21 protein-coding genes are annotated in these 21917 nt (G+C 71.0%); 13 read left to right on the top strand and 8 right to left on the bottom strand.

Annotated elements, in window-relative coordinates; all coding sequences use genetic code 11:
* Positions 1-172: 172 nt before the first annotated feature.
* On the top strand, positions 173-1456 hold the full coding sequence (locus tag BKD26_RS15205) for an adenylosuccinate synthase (RefSeq protein WP_073756830.1): 1284 nt from the start codon (positions 173-175) through the stop codon (positions 1454-1456).
* 24 nt (positions 1457-1480) lie between these two features.
* Here BKD26_RS15205 and BKD26_RS15200 read toward each other — a convergent pair whose 3' ends face one another.
* Both BKD26_RS15200 and BKD26_RS15195 read right to left on the bottom strand, forming a co-directional pair.
* A complete protein-coding gene (locus tag BKD26_RS15200; protein WP_084898349.1) occupies positions 1481-3271 on the bottom strand; it encodes a serine/threonine-protein kinase in 1791 nt (596 codons plus the stop codon).
* 32 nt (positions 3272-3303) lie between these two features.
* Entirely contained in the window at positions 3304-4833 is a 1530-nt protein-coding gene (locus BKD26_RS15195) for a substrate-binding domain-containing protein (RefSeq protein ID WP_084898348.1), read from the bottom strand.
* 154 nt (positions 4834-4987) lie between these two features.
* Here BKD26_RS15195 and BKD26_RS15190 point away from each other — a divergent pair, with 154 nt between their 5' ends.
* Together BKD26_RS15190 and BKD26_RS15185 are read left to right on the top strand one after the other, a co-directional pair.
* Positions 4988-5875: a glycoside hydrolase family 19 protein gene (locus BKD26_RS15190; protein WP_084898347.1), complete on the top strand. Its 888-nt coding sequence runs from the start codon at positions 4988-4990 to the stop codon at positions 5873-5875.
* A 444-nt stretch (positions 5876-6319) separates the two neighbouring features.
* Complete coding sequence (locus BKD26_RS15185) at positions 6320-6721, top strand: hypothetical protein (protein WP_084898346.1); 402 nt, start codon at positions 6320-6322, stop codon at positions 6719-6721.
* Positions 6722-6765: 44 nt separating this feature from the next.
* On the opposite strand, the gene BKD26_RS15180 is transcribed toward BKD26_RS15185, so the two are convergent.
* Positions 6766-7566, bottom strand: coding sequence for a DUF2182 domain-containing protein (locus tag BKD26_RS15180; protein WP_084898512.1), 801 nt, complete (start codon positions 7564-7566; stop codon positions 6766-6768).
* Between the two features lie 137 nt (positions 7567-7703).
* On the opposite strand from BKD26_RS15180, the gene BKD26_RS15175 reads away from it, so the two are divergent.
* On the top strand, positions 7704-8372 hold the full coding sequence (locus tag BKD26_RS15175) for a DUF1326 domain-containing protein (protein WP_084898345.1): 669 nt from the start codon (positions 7704-7706) through the stop codon (positions 8370-8372).
* 53 nt (positions 8373-8425) lie between these two features.
* Here the strand turns inward: BKD26_RS15175 and BKD26_RS15170 are convergent, their stop codons facing one another.
* On the bottom strand, positions 8426-8872 hold the full coding sequence (locus BKD26_RS15170) for an SRPBCC family protein (RefSeq protein WP_073756833.1): 447 nt from the start codon (positions 8870-8872) through the stop codon (positions 8426-8428).
* Positions 8873-10501: 1629 nt separating this feature from the next.
* Positions 10502-11290 (bottom strand): putative protein N(5)-glutamine methyltransferase, encoded by a 789-nt coding sequence (locus BKD26_RS15165; RefSeq protein WP_084898344.1) that lies wholly within the window; start codon positions 11288-11290, stop codon positions 10502-10504.
* A gap of 244 nt (positions 11291-11534) precedes the next feature.
* On the opposite strand from BKD26_RS15165, the gene BKD26_RS15160 reads away from it, so the two are divergent.
* Positions 11535-12023, top strand: a complete 489-nt coding sequence (locus BKD26_RS15160; RefSeq protein ID WP_084898343.1) for a VOC family protein — start codon at positions 11535-11537, stop codon at positions 12021-12023.
* Here the strand turns inward: BKD26_RS15160 and BKD26_RS40250 are convergent.
* Together BKD26_RS40250 and BKD26_RS40245 are read right to left on the bottom strand one after the other, a co-directional pair.
* A complete protein-coding gene (locus BKD26_RS40250; protein WP_179166549.1) occupies positions 11986-12480 on the bottom strand; it encodes a MarR family transcriptional regulator in 495 nt (164 codons plus the stop codon). The two genes, BKD26_RS15160 and BKD26_RS40250, sit on opposite strands and share 38 nt — an antisense overlap.
* A complete protein-coding gene (locus BKD26_RS40245) occupies positions 12477-13088 on the bottom strand; it encodes a type 1 glutamine amidotransferase family protein (protein ID WP_179166548.1) in 612 nt (203 codons plus the stop codon). Before BKD26_RS40245 ends, BKD26_RS40250 begins: the two co-directional genes overlap by 4 nt.
* A 214-nt stretch (positions 13089-13302) precedes the next feature.
* Between BKD26_RS40245 and BKD26_RS15150 the strand changes: the two genes are divergently transcribed.
* The 3 genes from BKD26_RS15150 (at position 13303) to BKD26_RS15140 (ending at position 16207) form a co-directional block, all read left to right on the top strand.
* The gene (locus tag BKD26_RS15150) at positions 13303-14679 is read left to right on the top strand and encodes an aspartate aminotransferase family protein (protein ID WP_084898342.1); all 1377 of its coding nucleotides are present in this window, start codon (positions 13303-13305) and stop codon (positions 14677-14679) included.
* Positions 14680-14745: 66 nt separating this feature from the next.
* Positions 14746-15426, top strand: coding sequence for a GntR family transcriptional regulator (locus tag BKD26_RS15145; RefSeq protein ID WP_084898341.1), 681 nt, complete (start codon positions 14746-14748; stop codon positions 15424-15426).
* A 130-nt stretch (positions 15427-15556) separates the two neighbouring features.
* The gene (locus BKD26_RS15140) at positions 15557-16207 is read left to right on the top strand and encodes a hypothetical protein (RefSeq protein ID WP_084898340.1); all 651 of its coding nucleotides are present in this window, start codon (positions 15557-15559) and stop codon (positions 16205-16207) included.
* 18 nt (positions 16208-16225) lie between these two features.
* Here BKD26_RS15140 and BKD26_RS15135 read toward each other — a convergent pair whose 3' ends face one another.
* Complete coding sequence (locus BKD26_RS15135) at positions 16226-16975, bottom strand: SLATT domain-containing protein (protein ID WP_107417854.1); 750 nt, start codon at positions 16973-16975, stop codon at positions 16226-16228.
* 273 nt (positions 16976-17248) lie between these two features.
* On the opposite strand from BKD26_RS15135, the gene BKD26_RS15130 reads away from it, so the two are divergent.
* From BKD26_RS15130 to BKD26_RS15110, 5 genes are all read left to right on the top strand, one after another.
* Positions 17249-17590: a YbaB/EbfC family nucleoid-associated protein gene (locus tag BKD26_RS15130; protein WP_079136718.1), complete on the top strand. Its 342-nt coding sequence runs from the start codon at positions 17249-17251 to the stop codon at positions 17588-17590.
* Between the two features lie 183 nt (positions 17591-17773).
* Positions 17774-18373 carry a recombination mediator RecR gene (recR, locus tag BKD26_RS15125; RefSeq protein ID WP_064067261.1) on the top strand — a complete coding sequence of 200 codons (600 nt, stop codon included), beginning with the start codon at positions 17774-17776 and terminating at the stop codon, positions 18371-18373.
* On the top strand, positions 18366-19025 hold the full coding sequence (locus BKD26_RS15120) for a DUF5063 domain-containing protein (protein WP_073756842.1): 660 nt from the start codon (positions 18366-18368) through the stop codon (positions 19023-19025). The genes recR and BKD26_RS15120 overlap by 8 nt, the downstream gene beginning before the upstream one ends.
* Before the next feature lie 278 nt (positions 19026-19303).
* Complete coding sequence (locus BKD26_RS15115) at positions 19304-20575, top strand: aspartate kinase (RefSeq protein WP_084898339.1); 1272 nt, start codon at positions 19304-19306, stop codon at positions 20573-20575.
* A 7-nt stretch (positions 20576-20582) separates the two neighbouring features.
* Positions 20583-21638, top strand: coding sequence for an aspartate-semialdehyde dehydrogenase (locus tag BKD26_RS15110; protein ID WP_084898338.1), 1056 nt, complete (start codon positions 20583-20585; stop codon positions 21636-21638).
* Positions 21639-21917: the final 279 nt, after the last annotated feature.

Raw genomic sequence — 21917 nt, 5'->3', positions numbered from 1 at the left:
CGGTCCTTCCTCGGGTAGCATCTTTGTGCAAGAGCCCCTTGCGCTATTGCGCCAGGGGCTTCGTCTATTCCGGGGCACCCGGTCCGACGGCTCAGGTTGTGTCGTACACCGTCGTACGACGTATGTACTCCCCGCGCCTTGGACATGCCCCGCCCGGAAGGGGTGTACGCCTGTGCCCGCACTTGTGCTGCTCGGTGCTCAGTGGGGTGACGAGGGCAAGGGAAAGGCCACCGACCTCCTCGGTGGATCCGTTGATTATGTGGTGCGCTACCAGGGCGGCAACAACGCCGGCCACACGGTTGTCGTAGGCGACCAGAAGTACGCGCTGCACCTTCTCCCTTCCGGAATCCTCTCGCCGGGGTGCACCCCGGTGATCGGAAACGGTGTCGTCGTCGACCCGGCGGTCCTGCTCTCCGAGCTGAGCGGGCTGAACGAGCGCGGCGTCGACACGTCGAAGCTGCTGATCAGCGGTAACGCTCACCTGATCACTCCGTACAACGTCACCCTCGACAAGGTGACGGAACGCTTCCTCGGCAAGCGCAAGATCGGTACGACCGGGCGCGGCATCGGCCCGACGTACGCCGACAAGATCAACCGCGTCGGCATCCGCGTCCAGGACCTCTACGACGAGTCGATCCTGACGCAGAAGGTCGAGGCGGCGCTGGAGCAGAAGAACCAGCTCCTCGCCAAGGTCTTCAACCGCCGCGCCATCGAGCCGGGCCGGATCGTCGAGGAGATGCTCCAGTACGCGGAGCAGATCAAGCCGTTCGTCGCCGACACGACGCTGATCCTCAACAACGCCATCGACGAGGGCAAGGTCGTCCTCTTCGAGGGCGGCCAGGGCACCCTCCTGGACGTCGACCACGGCACGTACCCCTTCGTGACCTCCTCCAACCCGACCTCCGGCGGTGCCTGCACCGGCGCGGGCGTGGGCCCCACGAAGATCAGCCGGGTCATCGGCATCCTCAAGGCGTACACCACGCGTGTCGGCGCCGGCCCGTTCCCGACCGAGCTGTTCGACGAGGACGGCGAGGCGCTGCGCCGCATCGGCGGCGAGCGGGGCGTCACCACCGGCCGCGACCGCCGCTGCGGCTGGTTCGACGCGGTCATCGCCCGGTACGCCACCCGCGTCAACGGCCTGACCGACTTCTTCCTCACCAAGCTGGACGTGCTCACCGGCTGGGAGCAGATCCCGGTCTGTGTCGCGTACGAGATCGACGGCAAGCGCGTCGAGGAGCTGCCGTACTCGCAGACCGACTTCCACCACGCGAAGCCGGTGTACGAGTACCTGCCGGGCTGGTCCGAGGACATCTCCAAGGCCAAGACCTTCTCCGACCTGCCGAAGAACGCGCAGGCGTACGTGAAGGCGCTTGAGGAGATGTCGGGCGCGCCGATCTCGGCGATCGGTGTCGGCCCCGGCCGCACCGAGACGATCGAGATCAACTCGTTCCTGTAGGCGCGTGGACGACGGGGAGCCCGGTCAGTACTTCTTCACGTACTCGCCGGGCTCCCCGTCCGCGCTCATGCCGTACACCAGCAGCACGTCCTTGCCCTCGGCGCGCTGGATGCGCAGGTTCTGCGACGAGCCCAGCAGGTAGTCCCGGCACTCCGGGTCGGCGCCGGAGTCCAGGGTCGGCGGGCCGATGACCACCAGGCCGCCCGCGCCGCCGACGACCGAGGTGCTCGCGCAGTTCAGCGAGCCGCCGGTCAGTTCGCCGGTCTCCTCGTCCGTCTTCGGGTGGCTGTCCTGGAAGTGGACGAGCTGCGCGCCGATCGGGCCCTGGCTGATGGTGATCTCGGAGGTGTAGAGGTCGCGTTCCGCCTCCGGGATCTCCGCGTGCGGGACCTGCTCCCAGGTGCCGACCATCTTCGGCGGCACGACCTCCGGCGCCGCCTTCACCTTCCGGAACGTGGCCGTCACCGCGCCTGACCTCCACTGGAGTACGTCGGGGGAGGTGAGGGTGAGCGTCTGGTGCGCGGCCGGGGTGCACTCCTTGGCGGGCACGCTCGTCGTCACGTCGCTCTCGCCGAACACCACCTTGTTCTCGTCCGCCGAGACGAGCTTCGAGCGGCCCATGCACAGCCGCTCGCCGGTCACCTGGACGTACGTCCCCGTCTTCTCGCCCGGCACGCCGGGGACGATCTCGATGCGGGCGGTTTCGTACGGGGCTTCCTGGGTGCCCTTGACGACACCTTCCCAGGCGCCGTGGAAGGCGACGGGGATGAGGCTTTCCACCCTGAACCCGCCCATGGGGGCGTTGTGCGTGCGGGGCCAGAAGGTGAAGGCGAGGCCGCCCGCGACGGCGAGGGCGGTGACGGTGGCGGCGCCGATGAGGAGCGGGCGCCGGCTCCTGCGGGGCTTGTGCGGTACGGGGGTGGGCTCGCCGTCCTCGTCCAGGAGCCGGGCGGCCAGCCGCCCGAGCTGGGCGAGCAGCCCGGCGGGGAGCCACGGCTCGGTGGCCTCGACGTGCGCGGCCAGGTGGGCGGCGGTGGGGCGGGCGGCCGGGTCCTTGGCGAGGCAGGAGCGGACGAGGCCGTCCAGCTCGGCGGGCAGCCCGGTGAGGTCGGGCTCGTCGTGGGCGATGCGGAACATCATGGCGTGGACGCCGCTGTCGGCGGTGCCGAACGGCGGGCGGCCGGTCGCCGCGTACGCCAGGACCGAGCCGAGGCAGAAGATGTCCGACGCGGGGCTGAGCCGCTCGCCCCGCACCTGCTCGGGCGACATGAAGCCCGGCGACCCGACGACCGCGCCGGTGCTGGTCAGCCCGCCGTCGGTGACCGTGTCGACGGCGCGGGCGATGCCGAAGTCGATGATGCGGGGCCCGTCGACGGTGAGCAGGACGTTCCCGGGTTTCAGGTCCCGGTGGACCAGCCCGGCGGCGTGGATGTGCTCCAGGGCGCGGGCCAGCCCGACGGCCAGCGACCGCACGGACGCCGGGGGCAGCGGCCCGTACTCGTCCCCGACCACGGTGCGCAGGGACGGTCCGGCGACGTACCCGATGGCCACCCAGGGCGCCTCGGCGGCGGTGTCCGCGCCCAGCACGGGCGTGGTGCCGGCGCCGCCGACCTTCTCCAGCGCGGCCACCTCACGGGCGAAGCGGCGCCGGAACTCGTCCTGGGCGGCGAGTTCGGCGTGCACGACCTTGACCGCGACGGTCCGGCCACCGGCCGACCGGGCCAGGTAGACGCGGCCCATGCCGCCGGACCCGAGCCTGCCGAGGAGGCGGAACGGGCCGATCTGGACGGGGTCTTCACCACTCAGAGGCTCCACGTGAACAGAGCATGCCAGAGTCCCGAGGCGGGTCATCCCTCACCGCAGACCCGCAGCCCCTCCGGCGTCGCGCAGGGCAGGTGTCCGTGCGTACGGATGACGTCCTGGCCGCTGCCCCGGCTGAGGTAGGTGAGGAAGGAGGAGGTGAGCGAGTCGGCGGGCGGCTGACCGTAGGTGTACGCGTACTCGATCTCCCGGTACGGGTAGCCGCTCCTGCGGATCTGGTCGACATCCGGACTGCGCCCGTCGATGGCGAGCCGGTGCAGCCCGCCGAGGTCCCTCCCCGAGCGCACCTCGCTGTATCCGATCGCCCCGGTCAGCCGGGCCACGGTCGCCAGGACCTGTTCCGTGCTGTCCAGCTCGCACCGCAGGACGGGAGACTCGCGGTCGTCCTTCGTCGCGCAGTCGCGGGACGACGGGCCGGGCTCGTTGCGGCCGAGGACGCGGCGCTGGAAGACCTCCCGCGTACCGGAGTTGGCGTCCCGGCTGACGAGGAGGACGGGCAGGTCGGGGCCGTCGAGCTGGGTCCAGTTGGTGACGCCGCCGCTGTAGAGACGCCTGATGTCCTTGAGGGCGAGGTTGTCGACGGTCACGCTGTCGTTGACGACGAGGGTGAAGAGGGAGACGGCGACGCGGCTCTCACGCAGCTGCGGGTAGCCGCCGGGCTTGGGGCCGTCGGACAGGGCGATGACGGCCGGGGATCCGTCCTTGCTCTTCGCGCCCCGGTCCGCGAGCTCACGTATCCCCGCCGTGCTGCCGTGCGCGTCGACGTGCACGGTCGCGCCGGGGCAGTCCTTCTCGTACTTCGCCGCCAGCTCCCGTACGACGGGCGCGAAGGCCGTGGAGCCGGTGACGGTCAGGGTGCCCGTGGCGCAGCCCATGGGCGGCGGGGGCTCCTCGCGCACGATGATCGCGGCGAGCGTGATGACGCAGGCGGTGAGGACCACGGTGACCGTGCGGGCGGCCCGGCTGAAGAGCGGGGGCTTCTCGTCGGGGGTCGCGGCGCGGTTGGGCCGTACCTTGCCGTCCCGGATGCCGCCGGTGACGGTGACCGGGCTGCCGACGCCGGCGCCGGTCAGCAGCACGAGGAGCTTGAAGTGCTCGCCACGGTTGAGGGGGACGCGGGGCAGGTGGATGGTGCCGTCACGGTGCTGGAGACCGGCGGCGGCCGTGAAGTGCTCCATGAGGTGGTCGGCGCCGGGGGACTGGGTGACCGCGATGGCCCGTACGGTCCGGTCGGTGAACTCCACGGTGAGGCCGTGGGAGCCGCGCGCGGTGTAGTCGTCCCCGGCGATGGACTGGGCGCCGTCGTTCTCGACGCGGAGCAGCACGAGCGTGGCGTCGGACATGTCGGGCGTCTCGTTGAACAGCCCGAGCCGTACGTTGGCCCGGCCGCCGTTGCGGGGGTCGCTGCCGATGGGGGTGTCGAGCTGGACGCGGTAACCGATGCGCTTACGGCGGGGCGGGACGCGGCGCTCGTACCAGAGCATGGCGGCCGAGACGAGGACGCCGAGCAGGGCCGTGGCGACGGCGATGACATTCTCGGGATTCAGCCACTCCACACGCTTCACGGTAGGTACGCATCGACTCGAACTGGCGCCGTACGAGCAGGAGTTCGCCAAATGTTCAACCGTCACAGGCCCTGGTCCAGACCTTGACAGGTACAGACCATTCGCGCTTCCGTATGGGCCAATCCCCCCACGGAAGGGCCCGCCCATGCTGCGACGCCTGTTGACCCTGTTCGCCGCTCTCGCCACGGCCGTCGGCCTGGCCGTCTTCCTCCCCGCCTCCACCGCGTCGGCCGCCGAGTGCGCGGCGCCGTGGAGTTCCGCCACCGTCTACACGGGCGGCAAGACCGCCTCGTACAACAGCCGCAACTGGCTGGCGAAGTGGTGGACCCAGAACGAACGCCCCGGCTCCGCCGACGTCTGGTCCGACCAGGGCGCGTGCGGTGGCGGTGGCGGTACGCCGAACCCGTCCCCCTCCGGCTTCGTGGTGAGCGAGGCCCAGTTCCACCAGATGTTCCCGAACCGGAACTCCTTCTACACCTACAGCGGCCTGACCGCCGCGCTCAGCGCGTACCCCGCCTTCGCCAACACCGGCGGCGACACGGTCAGGAAGCAGGAGGCCGCCGCCTTCCTCGCCAACGTCAGCCACGAGACGGGCGGCCTGGTCCACATCGTGGAGCAGAACACCGCCAACTACCCCCACTACTGCGACCGCAGCCAGCCCTACGGCTGCCCGGCCGGCCAGGCCGCGTACTACGGCCGCGGCCCGATCCAGCTCAGCTGGAACTTCAACTACAAGGCGGCGGGCGACGCCCTGGGCATCGACCTCCTGAACAACCCCTACCGCGTCGAGCGCGAGCCTGCGGTCGCCTGGAAGACCGGGCTCTGGTACTGGAACACCCAGAACGGCCCCGGCACGATGACCCCCCACAACGCCATGGTCAACGGCGCCGGCTTCGGCCAGACGATCCGCTCCATCAACGGCGCCCTGGAGTGCGACGGCAAGAACCCCGCCCAGGTCCAGAGCCGTATCACCAACTACCAGCGCTTCACCCAGATCCTGGGCGTCCCGACGGGCTCGAACCTGAGCTGCTGAAACGGCTCACTCCCGCGGGTGAATTCGGCATATGACAGAGGGGTGGCCACCGGCGGGTGGCCACCCCTTTCCTCGGTATATCCGCAGGTCGCACCGGAGACCGGCGTTCAGGCTCCCGGCTTTCGAATGACCGTATGGCTAACCGTTGTTGATTGCGGTGTTCGCTTCGCGTGGCGCTGGATTCACGGCACCCGAACGAAATGCCCCCGCGTGGTGCGCGCCGGCTGCTGAAAGCTCCCGGCCGCCGATCGGCGGACGGGTCAACCCAGGACCTGATCGCCGAGCTGGCCGGGGCGACGCCCACCAAGGAAGAGTTCCGGAAGCGGTACGAGGAGACCAAGGCGTACTGCGAGACGCACTTCGGCGTCACGCTGACGCACGAGACCACGACCGCGCCGAGCAGGTCTGGCAGGAACTGGAGGCCGGGCGGCCTGTGGACAGCCTGTGAGCCGGTCCACCGCAGTCGTGTACGACGAGTCCGCGCTGCTGGCGCTGGGCTCGGGCAACTCCCTGGCGTCCCAGTTCATCGCCAACACCCAGCGCGGTCCCACTCGGCACGTCTACGTCCCCGCCATGTGCCTCACCGCCGCCGACGGCGTCCGCAAGGGCCTGGCCGAGCACGTGGGCGCGCTGCCCGCCGCCGAGATCGTGGAGCTGGACTTCGCGGGCGTGTGCGCCGTGGGCGCGCTCATCCGGGACGGGGTGGAGTGGCGGCTGGGCCACGCGATCCACCTGTCACGCCCGACGCCGGACTGGCCGGACGGCCGGCCGATGCTGACGGCGGAGCCCCAGCTGTACGCGGACATGCCGCTCGTACGGACGATCAGGCTGCCCGGGCAGCGCTGACGCACGCGAGGTGCGGGGCCGGAGCGAGACCGGCCCCGCACCCGTCAGTGCATGGGCATCGGCGCGTCGGACGGCTCCAGGCCCGGCAGCAGCCAGCCCTGGGACGGCGCGAGACCGGCCAGCACCAGGAAGGCGAGCCCGACCGCCGTCGAGAACACCGGCCCCAGCCGCCACAGCTTCTCGGTGAAGATCACCGCCGCCAGCCCGGCCATCGCCGCGACGTTCATGACCCCGAGTGGGACGAGGACGACCATCAGCCCCCAGCAGCAGCCGACGCAGTACAGCCCGTGGTGTGCCCCCACCCGGAAATCCCGGGCCCACGGCCGGAACTGCGCGTAACGCATCAGCTGGCTCATCGGACTGCGGCAGTGCCGGAGGCAGACGTTCTTCAGCGGCCCGAGCTGCTGGAGCCCGGCCAGCAGGAACGCCGTGAAGCCGATCCACCGCCCCGCGTCGGGGTGCGCGTGGACGAGGTCTCCGGTCGCGGCCAGGGCCGCGTACGCGAGGAGCCCGAAGGCCGTCCAGACCAGCAGGTAGCCCCCGACGAACCCGGCCGTCCGGGCCGCCCGCGCCACGCCCGCCGAGTCCCGGCCGATGCTCCGCGCCCAGGTGATCGCCACCGGAGCGACCGACGGCAGCATCATCGCGGCCATCATCGCCAGCCACAGCAGCAGGAACAGCGGGACGCCCATCCCCATGGTCCCCGGCTCGATGCCCATGTGCCGGGCCTGCCCGACGGTCAGCACCCACGCGAGGACGGCGATCAGCACGAGCAGGGACCAGGCGGTCACGAGCACCCGGGGCGGAAGCAGGTTGCCCGGCCGCAACGGGGGCTCGGTGGTCATCCGGCGGTGATACGCGGTCGTGCTGGTCGTCCGGGAGTGGTTCACGGCGCTCCTCCCCTTCCAGGACAGCACGCCGGCCCTGGTCCGGCGATCGGTGACGGGTGCAGCATGGAAGGTGAGGTGGAGGAGGTCCGAATATGACCGATACGGATCAGACACCGAAGACCATTCCCCGATGGCACATCAAGGGAGACTGGTTCGACACCTGCAAGTGCAACGTCCCGTGCCCGTGCACCTTCGCGCAGACGCCCACGTTCGGCGACTGCGACGGAGTCCTGGCCTGGCACATACGTGAGGGCAGCTACGGAGACGTCGTCCTCGACGACCTCAACGTGCTGATGCTCGGCTCCTTCGTCGGCAACGTCTGGGCGGCCGAGCACTCCGACGCGTACGCCGCGATCTTCATCGACGAGCGAGCCGACGCCGGGCAGCGCGACGCCATACAGATGATCTTCGGCGGCCAGGCCGGCAGCTGGCCCGCCGAGTTCGTCAGGATCGCCAACATGGAAATGCGGGGCATGGAATTCGCCCCCATCGAGTTCGCGATCGACGACGACCTGGGCTCCTGGAGCGCCGTCATCCCCGGGCGCATCGAGGCCCGCGCCGAGGCGCTCACCGGCCCGACGACCCCGGAGGGCGCACGCGTGCAGAGCACAAACCTCCCGGGTTCCGAGACGGGACCGGGCCAGGTCGCGACCTGGGGCCGCTCGACGGCGGACCGGGCGGACGCGTACGGATTCCAGTGGAGCCGCGAGGGCCAGTCCAGCAAGCACATCACCTTCGACTGGGCGGGACCCGACCAGTAGCACTCCGACCAGCAACAGGATGCGGGACCCGGATTCCGGGCCCCGCTTTTCGCCTACGCGCGCCGTTCGAGCAGGTCCTTGAGGTGCTGCTCGTTCCTCGGCAGCTCCTTCTTGACCTGCGGGCGGACGACGAGCGGCACGATCACCTTCCCGATCCCGTGCGTCTCGAAGTCCAGGTCCAGCGTCACGCGCGACCGCTCGCCGTCGCCGATCGGCTCGACCGTCCCGTGCACATGACCCCGGACGGGGCCGTCGATACCGTCCATCCGGAAGCTTCGCGGAGGGTCGTACTCGCGCATCTCCATGGTCATCGGCATCTGCCGGCGACCGATCTGCCGAGTCACCCTGACCCGCGAGCCCACGCCCACGGGGGCGTCCCCTACCGGGGTGGCCGATACGGCACTCTCCTGCCATTCGGGCAGGTGGGAGGGGTCGGTCATGTAGGAGAAGACGTCCTCGGGACGACGCGAGATCTCGACGCTCTGCCTGATCGCGGACATGTCGCCCCCTTTCGGGTGATTCCTACGATCAACCCTACTCGGCCGTGCCCCGGAGGTGGGCGCGCTGTTCATGGTGGGCGTGTGGGCCGCCCTCTCTCCGAGTGTGGCGGGCTCCGGCGCCCCGTCAAGGGCGCTCCCTTCGGTCGCGTCGCTTCGCGATGTCGCTGCGCTCCACCCTTGACCGGCCGCCTCCGCCCGCCTTTTCCCACTCGGAGGGCGGCCCGGGGGGATGGGCCCGGGAGGGGCCGCCCTTTGCCGGTGCCGTTCGTGGCCGGGAGGCGGGCGCCGGAGGGGACGCGGCAGTGGAATGGGGCGGTGGCGGCTTGGCTTGGCGGCTGGCGGCCGTCTCTGGGTTGCGGTGCAGGACCTCGCTTCGGTGGGTGGTGGGTGCGCCCCAGTGGAGTGGGGCGTCCGGGGTCGGCTCGGCGGCTGCGGGTGCGGGTGGGTGGTTGGGGTTCGGGCGGGTGGCTGCGGTGGAGTGGTGGCTGGGCCTGGGTGTTGCCCGTCCGGCCAGGTGAAGGCGTGGGTGCGGCAGGGCGGCCGGCCACTGGCTGCCCGGCTTGTCGGCTCGCGGGCCCGGTCCGGTCCTGTGCCGCCCGTGCCTGCTTCCGGGCACCTCACCGGCTCCACCTGCCACACGGAACGGTCCCATCCGTCTCCTTGGTCACACCAGCACCGGGATAGGGGAGTTGTGTGCGGTGTGGGACACCTTCTCGCCGTGGTGTGCGGGCTCTGGGTGTCCGATCCCGCCCACAACTCCGGCCATGCGACACGGCTGTGACTGGAGAGTCCGAAGGGGCCCGCCCCTTCCCGGACTTCGCGCGCCCCGCGCAGGGGAGCAGCGGACCCGGCGCCAGTGTCGGCGGCCGGACCGACCCAGCCGTACCCGACTGCCCGGGAGACCGTAAGCCCAGGCCCGAGCCGGAGGCCGGGCCGTGCCGGGAGCTTCACCGTCCAGGCGCCCGACGCCCCCGCGTACCTCGGCCGGGCGGGGCGACACCACGGCCCAACACCCACCCACCCTAGCCACCTGCCTGAACCCCGACCACTCATCCGCCCGCAGTCGCCGAGCCGAGCCCGGATGCCCCATGCCACTCGGGCGCACCCACCACCCACCGGAGCGAGGTCTTGTGCCTCAGCCGGAGGACGGGCCGCAGCCGCTTTGCCCACCAGCCACCGCCCCATTCCACTGCCGCGCCCCTCCGGCAGCCGCCTCCCGGCCACCACGGAAGGGGGACGGTGCGCCCTCCGGGTGCCTGCTCCCCGGGGCCGCCCTCCGAGAGAAAACGCGCGGGTGGAGGCGGCCTGTCAAGGGTGGGCGAAGCCCATCGGCGAAGCCGACGCGAAGCGCCCTTGACAGGGTGCCGGAGCCCGCGACTCTCGGAAGGGAGGGCGGCCCGGAACGGTGACCTGGCTGGTCGGCCCGGCCGAGGAACCTCGGCCGGGCCGAGGGGCCGCCGGGGTTCTTGGAGCCACGGATGTGGACGGTGTCGGGACAGGCGGATGCCGTTCAACGCGTGCCACGGCACCGTGAGTTACGTGCCGGTGCCCGCGCTCGGCGACGTACCGCCGAGCGGCTCGTGCACCCCGTGCTGCTCCACAGCACGCTGGTCGCCGCCGACGGCCTGCCTACTCCCGGGTGCCTATGACGACCGTGGCGTACAGGTCCTCGCAGGTCACCACGCGCGGGGTGAGGCCGTCGGCGGCGACGACGGCCGTGGCGGTGGGCGCCTGGCGCTCGCTGGTCTCGAAGAGCAGGCTGCCGCCCGGCCTGAGCCACGCCGCCGCCTCGGCGGTCACCCGGCGCAGCACGTCCAGCCCGTCCGCGCCGCCGTCCAGCGCGACGCGGGCCTCGTGGACGCGGGCCTCGGCGGGCAGCAGCTCCACCTCCTCGGTCGGTACGTAGGGAACGTTGGCGAGCAGGACGTCGACGCGGCCCCGCAGCTCGCCCGGCAGCGGCTGGTACAGGTCGCCCTCGAACACCCGCCCCCCTGCTGCCGTGACGTTCCGCCGGGCGCACCGTACGGCCGCCGGGTCGATGTCGGCCGCGTACAACTCGGCGCCGTCCAGGGCGGAGACCAGGGCGGCGCCCAGCGCGCCCGTGCCGCAGCACAGGTCGACGACCACCGCCCCGGGAGGGGCGAGGGACTCGGCCTGGGCGACGAGGAACTCGGTGCGGCGGCGCGGCACGAAGACGCCCTCGTCGACGGTGATGCGCAGGCCGCGGAACTCGGCCCAGCCCAGGACGTGTTCGAGCGGGTGTCCGGCGGCGCGACGGGCGACCATCGCGTCGAGTTCGTCGTCCGTGCGGGCGGTGGACAGAAGCAACTCCGCCTCGTCCTCGGCGAATACGCAGCCGGCGGCGCGCAGCCTGGTGACGGTGGTGGAGAAGGAGAGAGGAACCGGTGTTGCGGACATGGGAAGCGGAAGCCTTTCGGGACGCCTGTGAGCGCTCCCGCGTGACTCGATGACCTGTGTCCGTGTCCTACGAGCCGTGGGAGGGGAGAGCCCGGCCTGACCTGGCGTTGATGGGTCTCACCTCCTCGGTGGGTCTCCTGCTGAAGACGGCAACACTACCCGACGGGTTTATGCGGACAGGCATTGACCTATTGGCCTCCTACGGTCGTTGGCGGAGGCGACGTCGTACGTGAGGAGACCAACCATGTCCGTACAGGCTGTTCCCGAGGGGTACACCACCGTCACGCCCTGGATCATCACGCATGACACCGCTGGTCTGATCGACTATCTGGAGGGGGCGTTCGGTGCCGAGGATCTGGGCCGGTTCGTCATGGAGGACGGCACCATCGGGCACGCCGAGTTGCGGATCGGCGACGCCCGGCTGATGGCGTTCGACAGCCCGCCCGGCTGGCCCGCGACGCCCGCGTTCCTGCGCCTGTACGTCGAGGACGCGGACGCCACGCACCGGCGGGCGGTCGAGGCGGGCGGCACGTCCGTCACCGAGGTGACGCACCTGTTCTTCGGCGACAGGGTCGGCAGGGTCCGCGACCCGTTCGGGAACCTGTGGTGGATCCAGACGCACGTGGAGGACGTCGACGAGGCCGAGATGGCACGGCGGATGACCGACCCCGTGTACGTGAAGGCCATGGAGTACGTCATGGGCGCGCTGTACCAGCCTGGCCGGCCGCAGTGATCGGCGACGCCGTGACGGTGTCCATCACCTCCGACAGCCGCTCCAGCACCCGTGCCGTCTCGGCGAACCCCTCCTCGCCCAACTCGGCGGCCAGGCGGGTCGCCAGTTCGGCGTGAGCGGGCTCTATGCGGGCGACCGTCACCCGGCCCAGGTGTGTCGGCGCGAGGAGCTTGGCGCGGCGGTGGGCCGGGTTGGGCAGGTACTCGGCCAGACCCTCGTGGACCAGCAGGTCCGCGATCCGCTGCACGCTCTGCCGGGTGATGCCCATCGCGCGGGCGATCCCGGAGACCGGCAGCGGCTCCGACAGCACGGCCCCGAGGACCTGCCACCACGCGGCGGTGAGCCCGGCCGGCCTGGCCAGTTTCTCCGATACGGCGAGGAACTGGCCGTTCAGCCGGAAGACACCGAGCGCCGTGCGGCTGAGCAGCTCCTGGAGGTCCTTTTCGAGACGGGTCACGAGCTCAGTTCCTCGAAGGCGGCCGGGTCGGAGTCGTGGAACAGCCGGTACCAGGCGTCCAGCTTCGTACCCTCGAACGCGCCCATCTTCCCGAGCACTTCGCGGGCGAAGGCGACCGGCTCCGTCGGCCCGGCGGTGATCAGGTCGCCGTCCGTGACGGCGTCGGCCTCCACGTACCGCTCGCCGCCCTTGTAGCCGGTGGCCGCGAGGTAGAAGGAGACGGCGCTGGTGTGGTCGCGGTCGTCCAGCAGCCCCTCGCGCGCCAGGCCGGCGGTCGCGCCGCATATCGCGGCCACCGGCACGCCCGCGTCGAGGAAGGCCCGCGCCTTCGCGGCGAACGGCGCCAGGTCGTCGCCCGCGTCCCACAGGTCGCCGCCCGGGAGGATCAGCAGCGCGCTGTCCTCGGGCCGCAGGCCGGTCAGGGCCAGGTCGGGGGTGATGCGCAGCCCGCCGATGCTGGTCACCGGGTCGGTCGTGGGGCCCACCGTGCGGATGTCGTACCCGCTGCGCGCGAGCCAGGCCGTGGCGTGTCCGGTCTCCCAGTCGGCCAGCGTGTCGTAGACGGCGAGATGAACGGTCTTTCCGGGGGCGGGGGTGGTGCCGGACATGGTGGCCTCCTGAGCCCGTGCGTTCAGTTGTTCGGTCGTTAGTCGTTCAGTCGTCAGTCGTTCGTTGCCGATGACAGAATGCTGTCACTTCGACAGAATGCTGTCAAGACCCTCTCTCGCGCGCCCCACGCCCGACACCCTGCCGACCCCCGCGCCTTCCGGCATACAAGATGGCCATACCGGCGCCCACCAGCGCGTCCTTACCCTGGGCGGCATGACCCCTCATCCCGCTCTCGCCGATCCCGAGGCCGGTGCCGCCGTCAAGGCCGCCGACCGCGCGCACGTGTTCCACTCCTGGTCCGCCCAGGGCCTGATCGACCCGCTCGCCGTCGCCGGCGCCGAGGGGGCGTACTTCTGGGACTACGACGGGAACCGCTACCTCGACTTCACCAGCGGCCTCGTCTACACCAACATCGGCTACCAGCACCCCAGGGTCGTCGCCGCGATCCAGGAGCAGGCGGCGAAGATGACGACCTTCGCGCCCGCCTTCGCCATCGACGTACGCTCCGAGGCCGCACGCCTCATCGCCGAGCGCACCCCGGGCGACCTCGACAAGATCTTCTTCACCAACGGCGGCGCCGAGGCCGTCGAGAACGCCGCCCGGATGGCCCGGCTGCACACCGGCCGCCCCAAGATCATGAGCGCCTACCGCTCGTACCACGGCGCCACCTCCACCGCGATCAACCTCACCGGCGACCCGCGCCGCTGGGCCTCCGACACCGCCTCCGCCGGCGTCGTGCGCTTCTGGGCGCCGTTCCTCTACCGCTCGCCGTTCTACGCCGAGACCGAGGCCCAGGAGTGCGAGCGGGCCCTCCAGCACCTGGAGGACACCATCGCCTTCGAGGGGCCGGCCAGCATCGCCGCGATCATCCTGGAGACCGTCCCCGGCACCGCCGGCATCATGACCCCGCCGCCCGGCTACCTCGCCGGCGTACGCGAGATCTGCGACCGGTACGGGATCGTCCTCATCCTCGACGAGGTCATGGCCGGCTTCGGCCGCACCGGCGCGTGGTTCGCGGCCGACCACTTCGACGTCGTGCCCGACCTGCTGACCTTCGCCAAGGGCGTGAACTCCGGGTACGTGCCCCTCGGCGGCGTCGCCATCTCCGCCGAGATCGCCGCGACCTTCGACAAGCGGCCCTACCCCGGCGGCCTCACCTACTCGGGCCACCCGCTCGCCTGCGCCGCCGCCGTCGCCACCATCCAGGTCATGGAGGACGAGAAGGTCGTCGAGCAGGCCGCCCACCTCGGCGAGAACGTCCTCGGCCCCGGCCTCCGCGAGCTCGCCGAGCGTCACCCGTCCGTCGGCGAGGTGCGCGGCCTGGGCGCCTTCTGGGCACTGGACCTCGTCCGGAACAAGGAGACGCGCGAGCCGCTCGTCCCGTACAACGCGACGGGCGAGGCGAACGCCCCCATGGCGGCCTTCGGCGCGGCCTGCAAGAAGAACGGCCTGTGGCCCTTCATCAACATGAACCGCACCCACGCCGTCCCCGCCTGCAACATCACCGAGGCGGAGGCCAAGGAGGGCCTCGCCGCCCTCGACGCCGCCCTCTCGGTCGCCGACGAGCACGTCGACGAGCACACCGCGTAACCATCTCCGTACGCCCCCTCCGGCTGGCTTAAGGTGTCCGGAACCGGACGGAGGGGGCCAGAAGCCATGCCCGCGAGCGGAGCTGTCACCCGCAACACCCTGCGGCAGCAGATCGCGGACGCGCTGCGTGACGAGGTGCTCGCGGGCCGTCTCCAGCCGGGGCAGGAGTTCACGGTCAAGCACATCGCCGAGCAGTACGGGGTGTCGGCGACGCCCGTACGGGAAGCGCTGGTCGACCTCACGGCACAGGGCCTGCTCGACTCCGACCAGCACAAGGGCTTCCGCGTCCACCAGTTCTCCGTCGAGGACTACCGGGGCATGGTCGAGGCCCGCGCGCTCATCGTGGACGGCATCTTCCGCCGCCTGTGCGACCGGACGGGCGCCCTCCACGCGCACGGGGCGCCGCTGGTGTCGGTACGGCGGCGGGCGGAGGAGGCGGCGCGGGCGGCGCGCGCCGGGGACCTGGACGTCCTGATCGGGTACGACCTGCGGTTCTGGCGGGAGCTGAGCGGCTTCGTCGCCAACCGCTACATCGCCGACTTCCTGCACCGGCTGCGCGTCCAGGCCTGGGTGTTCGCGGTGCCGCACCTGCGCGCCGCCCGCGAGCCCGGCGCCTGGCTGTGGAACGGCCACGAGGAGCTCGTCGACGCGGTCACGCGCGCCGACCCCGAGGCGGTGATGGCGGTCGTCGACGCGTACAACGAGCACTCGATGCGGTGGGCCGACCATCTGGACGGGCTGCGCTGACGGCTCGTACGGCTCTTACCGCCCATGCCGTATGGGTATGGGATGTGCACCCGAGCCGCGCATTAACCTGTCCCGACCGTCTGTCCCGACCGCCTGCCGTGAACGCGAACTGAAGGAGAGCGAGTCTCCCTTGGCCTGTGACCTGTGGTTGGTCCCCCTCGTCGACGTGCTGTGCCACAGCCCCGACAACCCCTTCGCCGAAGAGATCGCCGCGTACGACAAGGCCCTCACCGATTCCGGCCTGCCGACCGTGCCCGTCTTCGCCTACATGCCGGGCCTCTCGGGCGACGTCGCCCCGGTCGCCGGCTTCGACTACGACGCCCTGCACTTCCTGCGCCGCGCCTACCTGCTCCAGATCTGCGGCCTCGCCGTCACGCCGGTCGACGAGCTGGGCGGCGACTACGAGCAGCTGTTGGAGATGTTCGAGTCGACGGCCCAGCAGTCCCACCTGGTGTGGCACTACGACCACGCGGGTGCGTACGTGCCCGTCGACTTCCCCGCGCCGCTGTCCAACGAGGAGCTGCTGGCGGGCGGCGGCCCGCTGGGCTCCGCCCAGGGCCTGCTGCGGGAGCTGGAGTACGTCGCCCCCTCGATCGGCATCGACCCCGCGAACCCGCCGGCCGCGCCGCACCCGCCGGAGCGGCCCACGGCCCTGGAGGAGCCCGCGGGGCCGATCCCGTACGACGAGAGCCCCTTCGCCCGCGAGCGCCATGTGTGGCTGGGGCTGCACGCCGCGGCGACGCGCAGCCTGGGTCAGGGCTCGATGATCATCTTCAGCTGATGGCCCGGAGCGGGGCGGTCAGCGGGGCTCCGGTGGGCGCTGGCGCGGCATGTTGGGGCGGGTGCCGGGAGGGAGCGGAATGCGGCCCGTAGGGTGGCCGCCCTCCGCCCGGGGCGGCGCGCACGACAGCGTCGACTGCATCACGAGCGGCGCCGGGCCGGACCGGAACTCCACCATCCAGTCCGCCGTCTCCGCCCGCACCAGCTCCGTCACGTCCTCCGAGAACCGCCGCAGCACCCCCAGGCACCGCTCCGCCGCCTCGCTCGCCGTGCCCTCCGTCGGGCCCAGCACCTCCCGGATGCTCTCCGCCGCCCAGTCGAACTGGAACGCCTGGAGTCGCCGCTGCACCGCCTGCGCCGTCGCCACGTCCCGCATCCACCCGGATGTGAACCCGAAGTACCGGTCGCAGGCCAGGCACGCGGCGCCCAGCAGCAGCGACACGTACCCCCACCCCGACGCCCCGTCCAGGGCGCCCGTCAGGTCCAGCAGCGGCAACCCGGCGCCGGCGATCGCGCCCAGCGCCGTACCGATCCGCAGGGCCCGGGCGCCGCGCCGCTTCCAGAGGCGGTCCTCCAGGTACCACTCGGCCGTCCGCAGCGCCTGGCTCTCGACCCACCGGTAGAGCTCGTCCAGCCGTTCCGCCGGTTCGCCCCAGTCGCCGAGCGGAAACGGCCGCCCGGTCAGATCACCGCCGTGGCCGCCGTACCGGTCGTGGCTGTCGCCCTCCCCCCGGGCGGGGCCCCCGGGCTGCATCTCCGGCTGGCTCACCGGGGCACTCCTCTGCGCTCTGCGTGACAATCCGTATCGTGCGGGCGGTGCGGTGCGCGTGTGCGTACTGGTGCGCATGCCCTTTCCTACCGCCGAATGGTGGGCCGGAAGTGCGGAATCCCGCTATTTCCGCCCGCAAGAGCGCCTTGATCAGCTAGGGGGCACGCCCGTTTCTCACTCGAAAGAGTGAGGCCGTGTGGATGGGGCACACCGTCCGGCGACCACGTAGGCTCGGCGTACCGAATACTCATCGTCGAAATGCCAGGAGTGACCGTGATTCCCGGTGGTGGCCAGCCCAACATGCAGCAGATCCTCCAGCAGGCCCAGAAGATGCAGCAGGACCTCGCCCGCGCCCAGGAGGAGCTGGCGCAGACCGAGGTCGACGGGCAGGCGGGCGGCGGCCTGGTGAAGGCCACCGTGACCGGCGCCGGAGAGCTGCGCTCCCTGGTCATCGACCCCAAGGCGGTCGACCCGGAGGACACCGAGACCCTCGCCGACCTCGTCGTCGCCGCAGTCCAGGCCGCGAACGAGAACGCGCAGGCGCTCCAGCAGGCCAAGCTCGGCCCGCTGGCCCAGGGCCTGGGCGGCGGCGGCATCCCGGGCCTGGGCTTCTAGGGCCCGGCGGCACCCCGGGCCTGGGCTTCCAGGGCCCGGCGGCCCTGGGCCTGGGCTTCCAGGGCCCGGCGGCCCTGGGCCTGGGCTTCCGGGGCCCCGCCCAACGGCTCCGGCGCCCGCCCTTCTAACCCGTACGCACAGCAACTACCGTAAGCATCACAGCACTCCACGAGAGGCGTTCCGTTGTACGAAGGCGTGGTTCAGGACCTCATCGACGAGCTGGGCAGGCTGCCAGGCGTCGGTCCCAAGAGCGCCCAGCGGATCGCCTTCCACATCCTGCAGGCCGAGCCCACCGACGTACGCCGCCTCGCCCATGCCCTCCTGGAGGTCAAGGACAAGGTGCGGTTCTGCGCCGTGTGCGGCAACGTCGCGCAGGAGGAGCGGTGCGGCATCTGCCGGGATCCGCGCCGTGACGAGGCGGTCATCTGTGTGGTCGAGGAGCCGAAGGACGTCGTCGCGATCGAGCGGACGCGCGAGTTCCGTGGGCGGTACCACGTGCTCGGTGGCGCGATCAGCCCGATCGAGGGCGTCGGCCCGGACGACCTGCGGATCCGCGAGCTGCTGGCCCGTCTGGCGGACGGAACGGTCACCGAGCTGATCCTGGCGACCGACCCCAACCTGGAGGGGGAGGCCACCGCGACGTACCTGGCGCGCATGGTCAAGCCCATGGGCCTGAAGGTCACGCGCCTCGCCAGCGGACTTCCCGTTGGCGGAGACCTGGAATACGCCGACGAGGTCACGCTCGGGCGTGCGTTCGAAGGGAGACGACTCCTCGATGTCTGACGCCACACTGCACGCGCACTCCCTGGACCCCGACAGCTTCGCGGTCCAGATCGCCGACTCGATCGAGTCCTTCATCGTCGCCACCACGGAAGTGGCCAAGGGCGACGAGCCCGACAGCGCGGTCCCGTTCCTGCTCCTGGAGGTCTCCCAGCTGCTGCTCACCGGCGGCCGGCTGGGGGCGCACGAGGACATCATCCCGGAGGAGCGGTACGAACCGGACACGGGACCGGACCAGGACGTCGACGACCTGCGGATGCGGTTCGCGGCCATGCTCGACCCGGTGGACGTCTTCTCGGAGGTCTTCGACCCGTACGAGCCGCGCAAGGCGCCCGTACCGTGCCGGATCTCCGACAACCTGGCCGACATCGTCATGGACCTGCGCCACGGGCTGGCCCACTACCGGGCGGGCCGCACCACGGAGGCCCTGTGGTGGTGGCAGTTCTCGTACTTCTCCAACTGGGGTCCGACCGCCTCGGCGACCCTCCGGGCCCTCCAGTCCCTGGTCTCGCACGTCCGCCTGGACCAGCCGCTGGAGGAGCTGGACGGGCTGGACACGGACGAGGACCTGACGGAGGAGGCGCTCGCGGAGGAAGCGGGCCGGGTGATGGCCCAGGAGATCCTCGGCCCGCTGGGGATGCGTACGGTCAAGTAGATCCGGCGCCTCGGGCTTCACGGCACGGCTTGGCGTACGCACCCGCCACGTACCCCGGCGCGTGACCCGCCACCTGCCCCGGTACGTGACCCGCCACACATTCCGCGTACGCCCCACGGGGAGGGGCAGGCACAAGCCGAGCGGCCGTGAAGCGCCCCACGATGATCGCGTCGTGATCGCGTTGTGAGCGGGACATCTCACGATGTGATATGGCGGGGGCGTTTCCCGGCCGCTCGTTAGACTGAGCTGACCGCAAACGGACTGAGCGAGGAGCGCACGTGGGCCTTGTCGTGCAGAAGTACGGAGGCTCCTCCGTTGCCGATGCCGAGGGCATCAAGCGCGTCGCCAAGCGAATCGTCGATGCCAAGAAGAACGGCCACCAGGTGGTCGTCGTGGTTTCGGCGATGGGCGACACGACGGACGAGTTGATCGATCTCGCCGAGCAGGTATCCCCGATCCCTGCCGGGCGTGAGTTCGACATGCTGCTGACCGCCGGAGAGCGGATCTCCATGGCCCTGCTGGCCATGGCGATCAAAAACCTGGGCCACGAGGCCCAGTCGTTCACGGGCAGCCAGGCAGGCGTCATCACCGACTCGGTCCACAACAAAGCGCGCATCATCGATGTCACGCCGGGCCGGATCCGTACGGCGCTCGACGAGGGCAACATCGCCATCGTCGCGGGCTTCCAGGGCGTCTCCCAGGACAAGAAGGACATCACCACCCTCGGGCGCGGCGGGTCGGACACGACCGCCGTCGCGCTCGCCGCGGCGCTCGACGCCGAGGTGTGCGAGATCTACACCGACGTCGACGGTGTCTTCACCGCCGACCCCCGGGTCGTGAAGAAGGCCCGGAAGATCGACTGGATCTCCTTCGAGGACATGCTGGAGCTCGCCAGCTCCGGCTCCAAGGTGCTGCTGCACCGGTGCGTCGAGTACGCACGCCGTTACAACATCCCGATCCACGTCCGGTCGTCCTTCTCGGGGCTCCAGGGCACATGGGTCAGCAACGAACCGCGAGGGGACCGCAAGGTGGAGCAGGCCATCATCTCCGGTGTCGCCCACGACACGTCCGAGGCGAAGATCACTGTCGTCGGAGTGCCGGACAAGCCGGGCGAGGCCGCCGCGATCTTCCGTACCATCGCGGACAACGAGGTCAACATCGACATGGTGGTGCAGAACGTCTCCGCCGCGTCGACCGGGCTGACCGACATCTCCTTCACGCTGCCCAAGGCGGAGGGCCGCAAGGCCATCGACGCCCTGGAGAAGCAGAAGGCCCTCATCGGCTTCGAGTCGCTGCGCTACGACGACCAGATCGCCAAGATCTCCCTGGTCGGCGCGGGCATGAAGACCAACCCGGGTGTCACGGCCGGCTTCTTCGAGGCGCTGTCCGACGCGGGCGTGAACATCGAGCTGATCTCGACATCCGAGATCCGCATCTCGGTCGTCACCCGTGCCGACGACGTCAAGGAGGCCGTCCGCGCCGTCCACACCGCCTTCGGCCTGGACTCCGACTCCGACGAGGCAGTGGTGTACGGAGGCACCGGGCGGTGACCGCGCGATGAGCCGTAAACCGACGCTCGCGGTCGTGGGAGCGACCGGGGCCGTCGGTGCGGTGATGCTCCGGATCCTGTCGCAGCACGCTGACGTCTGGGGCGACATACGCCTGATCGCCTCCCCGCGCTCGGCCGGCCGCAAGCTGGCCGTGCGCGGGGAGCAGGTCGAGGTGCTCGCGCTGTCCGAGGAGGCCTTGGAGGGCGCCGACGTGGCGGTGCTCCTGGTGCCGGAGGCGGTCGCCGCCCAGTGGGCGCCGGTCGCCGCCGCCAAGGGCACCGTGGTGGTGGACGCCTCGCCGGCGTTCCGGATGGGCCCGGACGTTCCGCTGGTCGTCCCCGAGATCAACCCGCACTGCGTACGCGTACGCCCGCGCGGGATCGTCGCGTGCCCCGGCGACACCACGCTGGCGCTGATCGTCGCGGTGGGCGCCCTGCACGCCGAGTTCGGCCTGAGCGAGCTGGTCGTCTCCGCGTACCAGGCCGCCAGCGGCGCCGGGCAGGCCGGCGTCACCGCGCTGCGCGAGCAGCTGTCGCTGGTCGCCGGTACGGAGTTGGGGGCCTGCCCCGGTGATGTGCGCCGGGCCGTCGGCGACGACACCGGGCCGTTCGCCGCCCCGCTCGCGCTGAACGTGGTGCCCTGGTCGGGGGCGCTCCGGGAGGAGGGCTGGTCCTCGGAGGAGCTGCGCATCAGGGCCGAGGCCCGCAAGATCCTGGACCTGCCGGAGCTGCGCGTGGCGGCGACCTGCGTACGCGTACCGGTCCTGAACGCCCACTCCGTCTCCGTACACGCTCGCTTCGAGCACGAGGTGACGGTCGCGCGGGCGCACGAGATCCTGGCGACCTCGCCCGGTGTGGTGCTGTACGACGATCCGGCGGCCGGGGACTTCCCGACGCCGGCCGACGTCGTGGGCACCGACCCGACGTGGGTGGGGCGGGTGCGGCGGTCGCTGGACGACGACCGGGCGCTGGAGCTGTTCGTCTGCGGCGACAATCTACGCAAAGGCGCCGCCTTGAACGCCGCTCAGATCGCGGAGGCCGTCGCCGCCGAGTTCTCGGCCTGATCCAGCCTGATCCGGACTTGTCCCGTCCTGATCTCGGCGTAATCCGCGATGATCGGATCGTCGGATCTTTGTAGAATCTGTGAACGCCCTGTGAGCAAGTCTTCGGTCTGTGCCACTTGAACTGGGGCGATGGCATGTTCGACGATGCTGTACCCCCTTGCCGCAACCGGTGGTCGGGCGGGAAGCGTCTATGCGGTCGCCCCTTCGCGGCGCCCGCCATTTCGGGGCATTGGGGCGGGTACGCATGAGGGCAAACGACGCACCGTCAAAAGCGGCTGC

Origin of the sequence: Streptomyces sp. CB03238 (assembly GCF_002099185.1) — a bacterium.
Lineage (GTDB): Bacteria > Actinomycetota > Actinomycetes > Streptomycetales > Streptomycetaceae > Streptomyces.
This window is presented reverse-complemented; position numbering and strand designations above follow the sequence as displayed.